We start from the raw sequence: 11,991 nt of genomic DNA on the forward strand, positions 1-11,991 counted from the left end.
AGCTTGCGGGGTACACCGGGAGAGAGGGTGTGGAAGGGGATTCATGAAGAATCTGGGACAAACTGCATTTGACCCTGAAACCTACCTTGCCACTGCCGGACTCGGCCGCAAGATTGTGCGCTTGATGGAAGGCCAAGTCTTTTTTTCGCAGGGAAGTCGCTGCGATTCGATCTTTTACCTTCAGATGGGCCGCGCCAAGCTCACGGTTGTTTCATCAGCCGGAAAAGAAGCCACGATCACCGTTTTTACGGGTGGCGACTTCATCGGTGACGCGTGCATTGCGGCGGTTGCCGGGCCGCATCTGGCGACAGCGACAGCTGTCACCGCGTGTATCGCACTCGAGGTGGAAAGAGAGGAAATGATCCGCGTTCTGCATGAGCAAAGTGCCTTTTCGGATTTGTTCATCGCCGCTCTGCTGATCCGCAGTATGCGAACCCAAGCCGACCTTATTGACCAACTTTTTAATTCCAGTGAAAAGCGTCTGGCAAGAGTTCTGTTGTTAATGGCCGAGTTCGGGAAGCCGGGAGAAGTCGTCGACGAGAAAACACTCATTCCGCCGATTACGCAGCAAGCTCTGGCCGAAATGGTCGGGACGACCCGGTCGCGTGTCAGTCTTTTCATGAATCGCTTCCGCAAACTGGGGTATATCGAATACAAGGAGCGCATTTACGTCCACAAGGCTTTGCTCAACGTGATTTTGCACGACCAGATATCGGGAGCAAACTTTCAGAACGCCTCTTTGCTGGACAAAGGCCGGGATGAATCCGAGGCGGCAAGACACCGGGCAAAGTCCCTTCGCGCCATTCAGCATCCATAGAGGGTGTTTGAAACGTGTTTTGTCAGGAGGAGCCGCCGGTTGAGCATACGGCGAATAGCAGCGATATCGATGAGCGTCTCTCCGACGTTGCACCCTTCGCGGTTCTTAGAGGAGCTTAGTCGGGTATTGTTATCGCTGAGCGGAATTACTTATCTGTTGGAAAGGCTCGCACACCAGATAGGGTGAGCGTACAGCCGCGGGCGTGATCCAGCTACCTCGGGAAGTCTTAGACTGTGCTGTGAGGATTTTCTGCCCATGATCCACATGGCCAATTACTATTGGTACTTCGTCGGCGCGGAAACACAGAACTGTCTGTGTTGAGTGAAATGAGATCCCGTCCTTTAAGCGCTGTCTTCCGTACATTGTGGGGGTTTGGTTTGTGTGAAAAACCAGCTTACTTATCATGTACACCTTACATATTGGGTTCCCATACTCGCCTTCATTCTTTAATAGGAGATCTCCGACCTTCAAGCGAAATTCAGCAGACTGTGCGGCGTGGAGCTCCTCCATCTTTAATTTGAGCTGCGCCTTTATGAGCCCTACTTCCTGTCTCATGTCGTCAATTTTGCACACGGCGGACTCCTTAATCTGAGAGTAGGCAGGCCGGCGCGGCGAGGCGTACGAGATATCTCGCACATCAGAGTGGCCGACTCCGACATCGTCAAGCGTCGCCCACCTACCTACCCGGCGAAGGTATCATGTGGCTTATGGCGCTTGTATGTTCAATACTGAACATGACGTCCGATTCTTTCCGGCCTTCTCAAGAACCGCAAGCAATCTCCAGCTGCTCATGAACAGCAAACCATTAGGGAATGGCACGATGTAAAGATGCATGTCTGGCGACAGGAGAAGGGTTTGGTCTGCTCTAGGTTTGCATAGCCTGCCAGTAGAGGTGATCGTTTTCTTTCGCTTCAAGTTCTTGCTCAGTCGGCATAGAGGCAACTGTCGAAAAGCAGAAGAGGCAGATCGAATCGGCCATTCCGTTTTCGTTCAAGCTGGGGGCAAAACTCTTATGGCGTTCGAGCAGGACCGGGCATGGTTCCCTCCGTTCTTCACCCATACATTTTCTCGGACGAGGATGTGCTTGAAGAGTAGATCTGGGATTGTCCGCGCCGTCTGGGCATTTCTGACCACGACCCTTCGTCCGTGGCTCCTTGCCCTGCGTCCTGCGGTCCGCCGCCCAATCCCGTCCTTTCCGGGTCCGTGACAATCTTGCGAACCGACACACTTGGTGCCGCTGATGTTTCAACAATCGACAATCAGGGCATCTTGAACAGCATTAGCTCGAATCGTGCGTTATATTAAGTGACGATCGAAAGCCAACTTGTGCGCTTTGTCGTATGTAGGAGTGTTTGAATTGCACAATCATTGCATAGAACTACAAGTTTCCATCGCCAAGGGGGGTGCCTATGCGAGCTTCAAAGATATCGGCGTCAGGGATCAGTAGTGAGGTGGTACCTCACTTGGACAAATTAATTGACATTTATGGTCGAATGCTTCATTTCATTGCCGCACCTAACCGACTGTTACCATTGATCGAGGAGGCGGATGCCACCGTAAGAGCTACGCTGAGTTTGTTGGTGTACAGAATCAGGCCAAAGCATGGCTATCTTCTGAAGTATCAACGATCATTCGCACACCTACCCGTGGTCGGCCCGCAGAGCAGGGCTAACGAAGATCTACCTTGCACCTCCAGACATGCGGATTTAAGAGCCCCGGCAATCACACGGCCTTCATCCTGTTCTGAGGTTGTCTCTCTTGCCCACCCATCTGCAATGAGTGAGCTAACAAAATAACTGAGGGCTAGTGACGAACGAAGTTCATGAGATCTGCTTCGGTTGGAAGAAGGGACCTATGGAGCCGGACCATCTTAGATCCGACTGTCGCTTTCAGAATTCTCATCTCTTACTTCGGGTCGTCGATTCCTGTGTTTCTCGGTTGCACGTTAAGTGCAGCAAATTCCTCCGCGACACTGCCACTCGTACCAAAGCTTGGTATGTTGCCGAAACTGTTCCATTCAACAGCGTTTCGCGGCGCTCCATCGCTTCTTCCGTTGCCTGAAGATGCGGGAACCTTACGTTCACTCAGATCTTCCAACTGCTGCACCCAATATAGATCAATCTCTTCAAGAAATGCATTCCCTGAGTGGCCTCTTGGCTATTCACTTGGCGATCGCTATAGCAGCGAGGAAGAAGGATGTATCACCCGGAGGCACTGGCGGTTTGAATTGGCATAAGTACACTCCTTGGCCGGTGAATATATCCACCTTACCGTTGATCGCGTCAGTCACGTAAATATTGTCCCGGTCGTCCAGCGTAAACCCAAAAGAACTTCTTAGCAATTGACCATTGATCACGCCGAATTTAATTTGCCTTTGATAATTGCCATCGGCATCCAATACCTGGATCCGGTTGCCATCGTAATCGAGGATATAAAGATCGCCACCTGAATCGACGGCAAATCCCCTTGGAATGTCGTTAAACTCCCCATTTCCGGAGCCTGCACGGAGAAAGAAACCCGAAAGATACTTCCCTGTGTTGTCGTACTTGGTAACTGAGGACTCTCCCAAAAGATAGACATTATCGTTCGAGTCTATGGTGATGTATTCTGGGACATTCTCAATGCCAACCACCGGGCAATTGGATATTTCCTCCGACGCGTTAAACGTCGTGCAGATAACATTTAAAAAGGTTCCTGAGGCGTTGAACTCCTGTACGCCTAGGACCGGATTCGTGGCCCACACATTTCCGCGACTATCCGTTGAGACCGCGCCACTCAACAAATAGAGATATCCGTACCCAAGTTGACCAAAATCAGCAGCAGGGCACAGGCCGATCTGCCCAATGTAATTACCCTTGCCGTCAAACCTATCTATCTGACATGCGGGTCCATTGGCTTTTGTGTATACTCCGGTCGCATCGACAGCTATATTTCCTAACCGGTGGTCGGTAAAGTCGTCATGAGTGAACTGACCCTTGTAGACACCGTACTCGTCGAATATTTCCACCAGCTCGTTCCCGTCGAAAACATATATGTCGCCCTTGACAGGATTGGAATAAGTGACGGCAGGCCCTGCGGCGCCATGGAGGCTTATCGTCGATCGTGGTCCTTTGTCCGGAATCAGGGTCAGAATGTCGTCATGTTCGCCAACCGCAGCCGGATCAAACTCAATCTGCAGAATGCAGCTATAGGGTGCCGATACGCCTGAGAAGCAGGTACTCTCCGGGTCGCTCACCACCTTATAACTCGGCCCGTTGATGCTTGTTTTGAGGACGGTGTATGAATGCCCTACGTTAGTGATCGTCACCGGGAGGATGGTTTTCGTGCCATAAGGAATAGTCCCAAATTGCAGCGGAACGTTCTCCTCGTCGCCGACCCCGGTCGCTATGCCCCTGAGCTTGACGGTTGAGGGTGCCGCGCCATGGCTTGGCGTAAGTGTCAGAATGTCGTCGTGTATCCCCAGGGTCGCAGGAGTGAATTCCACGGGAAGAACGCAACTCTGACCGGCGGTGATGCCTGCCAAGCAGGTATTCGCGTTCGTCTTGAGCACTTTGTAGCTGGGACCGTTCACTGAAGTGCCGATCGTGACATTACCCGTAACGCCCACATTGGTGATCGTCAGCGGAAGCACCGCTGTCTGGCCAAACGCAATCGACCCGAACTGAAGTGCAGTCTGCGCCCCGGCGCTGACGGTGCCGGCAAACCCTTGTAGGCTGGCAGACAAAGTCAACCCGCCTAACAATGCTGGACGCAACTTGCGAAAAACGGAGACCGCCAAAAACCACAAAGATTGTTTCATGTCGAGAATCTTTCTATCCGCGAGTAGGTAGCATGATGGCACAGTTAGCCGCAAATATGTCAAAATCGTTGAGCAATTCTTTGACGTTGGGAGAGCCGGTGACATTCGTGGCTACGTTCACTGCGGCTCCGGTCCAACTTCGACGGGGGTCGGTGACCTTCAAGAATGGGGCTGCCTCGGTAGGAACCGCTCCGCTGGTGAAGAGAGTGGCGACCTTCTCGCTGAGCGGGCTTAGCCTTTACGGACATAGCATCACCGCCTAACGAATACTGCAAGCGCGGTGGGATTCACTCAGGAGGTGACGGAGTAGCGCTTACGTCCTCTTGGGATTTTCGTTCTCGATTGCAAAAGCTGACGATGGTGCGAGCGCATGAGACTACGACAACTAGCTCTGCAACACGACGCCACATATCTCTAAGTGACAGGCCATGTACATTAAGGGTGGTTGGGGCAGTGTTCGAGCACCGCCCCATTTGGCCAATTGCTGACTACGCGTAGGTTGGCGTGACCTCCTGTGATGTCGCGTCGTCTTCCGGGTCTTCGGCCTTGGCTACGCGGTCAATCTGCGAAGCATAGACCTCGTACCGAATGAGCCTGAGGGTTTCGCCGCCAATGGTTTTCTCCCATTTGCTGGTTCGCAGCTCGCCTTCGAGATACACGCGATCGCCCTTCTTGAGCTTGGCCGCAAACCTTGAGAGTTTGTTGAAGACGACGATGTTGTGCCACTCCGTGCGGCTTTGGCGTTGGCCCGCCTTGTCGATCCAGCGGGCAGTGGTGGCAATACTGAAGGTGATGGGAGCGTCGGGGTTCTTGTCTTTGGCGGCATCAGCGCCGAGATAACCCATCAGAACTACACGGTTAAGATCGCTAATCATGGTTGTTCATTCTCCTGACTTGGTGTGGCTTACATTTTGTTGGCAGTCGAGACTGCGGTTTACTTGGCGCGTTGAGCACTGAGGTTGTGATCCTCAGCGAGGATCATTCCCGGAACCCGTGTTGCATGGCCCACGGATTTGAGTCCGGTCGGTTGCTGTTGCTTTTTGCGTGTCGTGGAACACGGCATGTGCAGACATGCCGAACGCCACCTGGCGAAGGCGGGGGTAGCAAACGGAAAGGTCTTCGAGCGCAGCTTTTTGGGGGGACCGCGCCTGCGCACGTTGCAGGCGTGGGGGAGCCAAAACCCGTAGGGCGAATTGGCCTTGAAGAGCGCGAGGGGCTGGCCCATTAGGGGCTTGTCTACCGAATACGGCGCGGGTCACGCGCCATGATTAAATGTTCTTTACCTCTTGGAACTACAAGTGAGGGTTTGGCAACGACTTTGAAGCAAATGCGAAGTCAGGAGGTCTCGCGGCGCCGTTAGCAAGATTGATTGAGCTAGGCTTCGCAGAAGCCGTTGGCAATGGCGTGGTGAGAGGGAGTCAGATGCTCTTTCTGAAACGGCCAGCGGGAGCACGAAGATGACACAATTACAAACGACCCAGATCGTCTCGCATCCGAAGCTCTCATCATGGCTTTGAGTTCTGCCCGCGCCCAAAGGCACCCATGCAGGGCCTTTCTATTCCGTCCGCAACGCCTGCATGGGATCGATAGAAGCCGCGCGCCGTGCAGGCACAAACGCCGCTATAAGTCCGCACACTACCAGCAACACTGAAACCGTCACGACAGTGAATGGATCGTGCTGGCCCACGCCAAACAGAAATGACTTGAGCAGCCGCGTTGCTATCCATGTGCACGCAAGTCCAAGGCCCACTCCCAAAACGACCATCACCGAAGCGTTTCTCAGGATGAGCAGCATCACATCGCGCCGCGCCGCTCCCAGTGCCATGCGTATACCCACCTCGCGCGTGCGCCGATTCACTGAGAACCTCATTAACCCCGACAATCCCACCAGCGCCATGATCAACGCAATCCCTGCAAACACCGTCAGCAGCGAGGTCTGAAAACGCCGCCGGGCGGTGGCGATCGACACCATATCTCCCATCGTGAGAACATTTGTCGCCGCAATCTTCGGGTCGATCGATCTTAGCGTCACCCGGATCTCATTCGCGACGGTCGCGGGCGGAAGAGTCGATCGCACGGCCACGCTCGCATCCCCCGCATCGTAGCTCGCGTGGTACATCTGCCGCTGTGGCTCCTCTTCAAGGCTGGTGTGGCGCACATCGGTGACAACTCCCACGACGGTCCACCAGCGCGCCCGCTTCGGATCGCCGGTGATGCGGCCTCCAATCGGGTTACGGTTCGGGAAAAACGTCTCCGCAAATTTCTGATTGATGATCACTGGCCGATTGGCCGTGGCGGAGGCGTCAGCATCCGTAAAGTATCGCCCGGCAACCAGAGGAATGTTCATCGCCGCAAAGTAATGCGGCGTAACATCGCGGCCTTCCGTCTGCTGATGATCCTTGTTGTCGAACCCGTCTACGTAGATGAAATCAAGGCTCTCCGAATTGGTCAGCGGCAGGTAATTCACTGATCCCGCCGCCTGCACACCAGGCAATGCCTCAAGCTTCGCCATCAGGTCCTTGTAAAACGCGACATGCTGCTCGGGCTTGCTGTAACGCTGGTCCAGACTCACATGGAACGTCACCGCAGACCGAGTAAACCCTGTGTCCACTGACTCCACATTGATATAGCTGCGGATCAGCAGCCCTGCTCCCGCCAGCAGCACCACAACCATTGCCGTCTGCGCAACAATCAACGCGCTCTGCAACCGGCTGTGCCCGGCGGAGCTTGCGCGTACGGCGTGCGATTTCAGAAACTCCGTCAATTCCATCCGCGAAGTGCCGATCGCAGGCATCAGTCCCGCCACCAAGCTCGTCAAAAGCGACCCACCGATGGCAACCAGAAATACCCGTGTATCGAGAGACGCTTCATTCAGCCGAGGAATATTTCCGGGATCGAGCTTCGGCAGCAACCGAAGAAAGAGCACCGCCAGCACAATGCCCACTGCACATCCGCCAACACCAACCAGCATCGATTCGGTCAACAACTGCCGGACCATGCGGCCGCGCCCGGCGCCCAGGGCGGCGCGTACACCCAGTTCGCGGCCTCTTTCGGCGGCGCGCGCCAGCAGGAGGTTGGCCACATTGCCACAGGCAATCAGCAACACCAGGCCAACTGCAGCCAGCAGCAATCGCATCAGCGGACGCACGGGCCCAATGGAGATCCCAGTGAAACTCTCGACCAGCGCACCCCATTCGCGTGTGAGACCAGCGTCAGCATCTCTGGGATCAGCCTCGTATTCTTTATCAAGCCGGGCCATAATGCCGGCCATCTCCGCCTGCGCCTGATGAATGGACACACCGGAACGGAGCCGCGCAAACGAAACATTGTTCCCAATGCCTCGGGAAGTTCTGGCTTGTGCATTAAGAGCAAGAGGCACCCAGATTTGCGTTGACTTGATATCAGAATCTCCATACGGAAGATCCGACTTAAACGGATACTCAAACTCCGGCGGCATCACTCCAACGATCTGATAATTCGCTCCGTCAAGCTGAATGGAGCGGTTTAGCGCATCTGGTCTTGCTCCGAACATTGAGACCCAAAGCGAATGGCTGATTACGGCAACCTTGGTATTTGCCTGCAGATTGTCTTCTCCGGCAAAGGTGCGGCCAAGTTCGGGCATCGATTGCAGGGTCGAGAAAAAGTCCGCATCCACCCGTGCGCCACCGATACGCTGCGTTGTGCCCTGCTGCGCCACGCTGAATTGAGCTTGTTCGAAGTTGCTCATATCCACGTACGACTTGGCTTCGCGCTTAAGATCGTAGAAGTCACCGTAGCTGGGGCAAATGACCTCCGCAGGAATCTTGAGGCTCGGATTCGGCGAAAACAGATAAACCAGGTGCTCAGGGTCTCCGTACGGTAGCGATCGAATCAGCACCGCGTTCACCAAACTGAAGATGGCCGTGCACGCGCCGACGCCGAGGGCAAGCGTAAGGACCGCGGGTATGGTGAAGCCGGGACTCTTCCTCAAGGTGCGCAGGCCATAGCGCAGGTCCTGCATCGTCTGTTCGATCCATAACAGAGAGCGCTCGTCGCGATGTGCCTGTTTTGCCTGCTCCACGCCGCCGTAAGCACGTCGCGAGGCCAGCCGTGCTTCTTCTGGCGACATGCCACGACGTTCGAAGTCGTCGGTGAGGAGGGTGAGGTGCGATGCGACTTCACGCGCAAGGTCCTCTTCGGCGCTCTTGTTGTCGAGGAGACTACGGAGCCGCGCGATGACTCTTCTCCATCCCGCCATAGTTACTGTTCCTCCGCGAGCAGCTTTTCAACCACGCCGGCCATCTGGCGCCAGCGTTCGGTTTCCTCATCGAGCGCCTTTAACCCCGCCTTGGTGAGGGTGTAATACTTCGCTTCGCGGCCGTTTTCCGTCCTGCCCCAGGAACCCTGGGTCCAGCCGTGTTGCTCAATCCGGATGAGAGCCGGATAGATGGTGCCCTGGTTCAGATTTAGGGCGTCGTCCGAGACCTGCTGGAGCCTGCTGGCGATGCCATAGGCATGCTGTGGACCCATTGTGGCAAGAGTGCGGAGGATCATGAGGTCGAGAGTGCCTTGCAAGATCTGGATGGGCATTTTCTTCACTTGGCATTCAAGTGAACATGTTAGGCACTTGGATGTCAAGTGGAAACCGCTGGACTAGTCCGTGCCAGCACCTTCAGCATCCTGCTAATATGTTTGACCATGGCGACCGTCACCCAGTTTTGGGAGCCCCACAACGACTCGGATGGACTTTATCAGGCAGACTCAACAGCCGAATGGACATGGCAGCTTGGAGACAACCAATACTTCTGGAGCTACGCCATCAGGCCGTACCAAGCTGACATGAAGGTTGAGATCACTCGTCAGTGGACAACTTCAGATAACAATCTGACCCAAGTTCAGCATTTCCTTGTGACCGTCTCCGGCTTCGCCAGATCTGAGGACGATAACGGCGGCTTGCTGCAGTTCACCGCCATAAAGGTTCAAGAGCCATGAAGCTTATCGCATTGCACGACAGAAACGGGAAGATTTTTGCGGCAGCGAAGTATTCCGCCGCTAATGCCGGTCCCATACCCATTGCTGGAGAAGGAACAGAAGTTACGGAGATTAACCTCAAGCCCGAACACGCCCAGCTAAAGCTCTATCATCTATGCCAGCGATTCCGCGTACATGCTGAGAGTCATCAGCTGGTTGAGCACGGCACTGGCCAGACCTAATTTATTCCCGCTTGGAACTCGACCCGGCCTCATTCTCTCGTTAGGGTTCTGTCGCAATCGAACGGTTTGCTATTCTTTGCACTGACGTGAGGCGTTGGCGAACGACGAGAAAGCCCTCTTTCGGGATTGGGAGATGGTGAAGCAGCCGATCGTTCTCCGCCTGCAACCTGTCAATTTTCGCTTGCAAGTCTGTTTCTGACATTCTGTTCTCCTATCTGACAACTTTGAAGTGTGCGGCGAAGGGGATCATCCGAAACATGCTGATTCCCGAAATTCTCCACAGCTCATTTGCGAGCCTTCGGAAACAGAACTTTGGATAGTCGATCGCGCCCGGTGTGCGGAGCCGTCCTAGATTGTTGGCGAATGATTCCGCTATCCGGCGAAACATCAATTCGTTCCGCCAGCGCGGCCTTTGAAAGTGGGGCAGGATAAGCGTACAAATACTTACACTGAAGTCATTAAGTGCGGATGGACGCGGTTACACGAATCCTGAAGTCTTTTGGAATCAACGAAGTTCTTCCACTAACGTACGATTTTCTGCATTTGGTGTGGTGAGCCCCTTTAGAGCGTGGGTATATAGCTGATCAATTCGAGTCGCATCGGACCTTCGAGAGCGGCAATCTCTGTGAGATTTTGTCCTGCGATGCCCTGGAGATCACCGTACATCCCGGATGTGGTTTCAAGCACCGCCAGAAGTTCAGTATCCCGCTTAGCCCATTGCTTGTTCATCCACTTACGTTCCCTGTCGAGATCGCCGCGCATCTCCGTAAACTTTTCGGCGATGCACTCGATCCGGTGCTTGAACCGTGGGCCGGTTAGATAGGCATAAATCAATTGCGCTTTTGTTTGCTGGCCTTCGCTCGAGCGGCGGACACCAGCGAGTTCAATGACGCTCACGCGAAGAGCATTGGCGACCGGGAGGATGCAGCCCAGGCTCGACACCCAAATGCCCTCCATATGGTCGAAATGGGTAACATCCTTCGGCATCGTTTGAGACACAATGACGGCCAGATCGGCATGAGCCGCCCGTTGGTCTCCTTTGAGCTTGAAGAGCCAGGAGTCCGACCAGGCTTTGGTCCGCTTCGATTCCCACAGAATCTTTCCGCAAAGCTGGCCGGATTGATCGCGGACGTGCTGCAGTACGTCTCCACCGAACTCACCCTTGGCGACCGGTTCAATGAGGTCGAAAGGGAATTGAGCGCGCAGCTGATGTTCGAGAGCAAGCTCCAAAGATTCCCCCTGGGCCTGCTGGGAACTCTGTTCTGCCTTTCGCTTGAGACTTTCGATTTGAGTGACAAGTTCTGCGATTTTATTGTCGCGGTCCTGCACCCTCAGGCCGAGATCGGATTGTGCTTCGGCCAGCGCTTTCGTCCGTTCTTCCGACCGCGCCGCCGCAATCCCTTTCTGCAAATTCAGTTCAAGTTCACGCTCTTTGTCCTCGAGCTGCTGCTGCTTTTTCAGTAGCTCCGTTTCCGCTGCCTGGGCCCGCGCCAGTCTGCTGTACAGATCGTGGATTCGTTCTCTCTGGAGAGCGGCAGTTTGCCGCTCCGTACGGAGCTCGTCCTGGACCTGTTGCCGGGCACGGGCGAGCTGCTGTTCCGCGATCTTTTCTCGCGCGCCGGCGAGCTCTTTGGCGATTCCATCCTGCACCGCTGTAACGACTACTTGTTCCTGTTTTCTGGCTGCCTCCTCCAACTCCGCAGCCCTCCGTTCGTTGGCTTCTTGCTGTGCGGCCAAGGACCGTTTCTCCGCCTGAAACGCTTCTCCTGATCGGCGAGCTGCTGTTCATATTGCGCGCGCGTTGCTGCGACCAGGGGAGCGGCCAGCGACTCAGTGAGCGGAATCGACTCACCGCATTTGGGACATGTCAGTGCCGAATCAGTGTTCATTTGCATCTCAGGGGAGCCCTCTAAGCTAGTTTAGCTTCGCTTTCTCTTCTCCCTGCTCTCGAATGCGAAAGGAGGTACCTTGGAAGCAAAGGCAAGGGCCGCTACGCGTCGGTAGAAAGAAGAGCTGACACGCCACCCTCTTCAGAAAAATCCCAGATCAAGGATGGCTAAGGTGCTAATTGTCTCTGACGGAGCTCCATTTGCGTATTATTGCATTCTTTATTCTTGATTCACGAATAAAGAATGCATAATAATAATATAAGTTCATGCTCCACTCATTCGACATTGCATTGT

At 54.5% G+C, this 11,991-nt stretch carries 9 protein-coding genes; 4 read left to right on the forward strand and 5 right to left on the reverse strand.

Going from position 1 to position 11,991, the window contains the following annotated elements; all coding sequences use genetic code 11:
• Window positions 1-43: 43 nt before the first annotated feature.
• Complete coding sequence (locus ACPOL_RS12205; RefSeq protein WP_114207309.1) at window positions 44-817, forward strand: Crp/Fnr family transcriptional regulator; 774 nt, start codon at window positions 44-46, stop codon at window positions 815-817.
• A gap of 2,161 nt (window positions 818-2,978) precedes the next feature.
• Here the strand turns inward: ACPOL_RS12205 and ACPOL_RS12225 are convergent.
• Entirely contained in the window at window positions 2,979-4,616 is a 1,638-nt protein-coding gene (locus ACPOL_RS12225) for a choice-of-anchor D domain-containing protein (RefSeq protein WP_161557315.1), read from the reverse strand.
• Window positions 4,617-4,648: 32 nt separating this feature from the next.
• On the opposite strand from ACPOL_RS12225, the gene ACPOL_RS33515 reads away from it, so the two are divergent.
• Window positions 4,649-4,879 (forward strand): Ig-like domain-containing protein, encoded by a 231-nt coding sequence (locus ACPOL_RS33515; protein WP_236657431.1) that lies wholly within the window; start codon window positions 4,649-4,651, stop codon window positions 4,877-4,879.
• Window positions 4,880-5,104: 225 nt separating this feature from the next.
• Here ACPOL_RS33515 and ACPOL_RS12235 read toward each other — a convergent pair whose 3' ends face one another.
• The 3 genes from ACPOL_RS12235 to ACPOL_RS12250 form a co-directional block, all read right to left on the reverse strand.
• Window positions 5,105-5,491, reverse strand: a complete 387-nt coding sequence (locus tag ACPOL_RS12235) for a single-stranded DNA-binding protein (RefSeq protein WP_114207314.1) — start codon at window positions 5,489-5,491, stop codon at window positions 5,105-5,107.
• A 680-nt stretch (window positions 5,492-6,171) separates the two neighbouring features.
• A complete protein-coding gene (locus ACPOL_RS12245) occupies window positions 6,172-8,853 on the reverse strand; it encodes an ABC transporter permease (RefSeq protein ID WP_114207316.1) in 2,682 nt (893 codons plus the stop codon).
• Between the two features lie 2 nt (window positions 8,854-8,855).
• On the reverse strand, window positions 8,856-9,185 hold the full coding sequence (locus ACPOL_RS12250; RefSeq protein WP_114207317.1) for a PadR family transcriptional regulator: 330 nt from the start codon (window positions 9,183-9,185) through the stop codon (window positions 8,856-8,858).
• A gap of 48 nt (window positions 9,186-9,233) precedes the next feature.
• On the opposite strand from ACPOL_RS12250, the gene ACPOL_RS12255 reads away from it, so the two are divergent.
• Both ACPOL_RS12255 and ACPOL_RS12260 read left to right on the forward strand, forming a co-directional pair.
• Entirely contained in the window at window positions 9,234-9,587 is a 354-nt protein-coding gene (locus ACPOL_RS12255; protein ID WP_114207318.1) for a hypothetical protein, read from the forward strand.
• Window positions 9,584-9,808: a hypothetical protein gene (locus ACPOL_RS12260; protein ID WP_114207319.1), complete on the forward strand. Its 225-nt coding sequence runs from the start codon at window positions 9,584-9,586 to the stop codon at window positions 9,806-9,808. Before ACPOL_RS12255 ends, ACPOL_RS12260 begins: the two co-directional genes overlap by 4 nt.
• Window positions 9,809-10,369: 561 nt before the next feature.
• Here ACPOL_RS12260 and ACPOL_RS12265 read toward each other — a convergent pair.
• Window positions 10,370-11,545 (reverse strand): DUF2130 domain-containing protein, encoded by a 1,176-nt coding sequence (locus ACPOL_RS12265; RefSeq protein WP_236657432.1) that lies wholly within the window; start codon window positions 11,543-11,545, stop codon window positions 10,370-10,372.
• Window positions 11,546-11,991: the final 446 nt, after the last annotated feature.

Origin of the sequence: Acidisarcina polymorpha (genome assembly GCF_003330725.1) — a bacterium.
In the GTDB taxonomy this organism is placed as follows: domain Bacteria; phylum Acidobacteriota; class Terriglobia; order Terriglobales; family Acidobacteriaceae; genus Acidisarcina; species Acidisarcina polymorpha.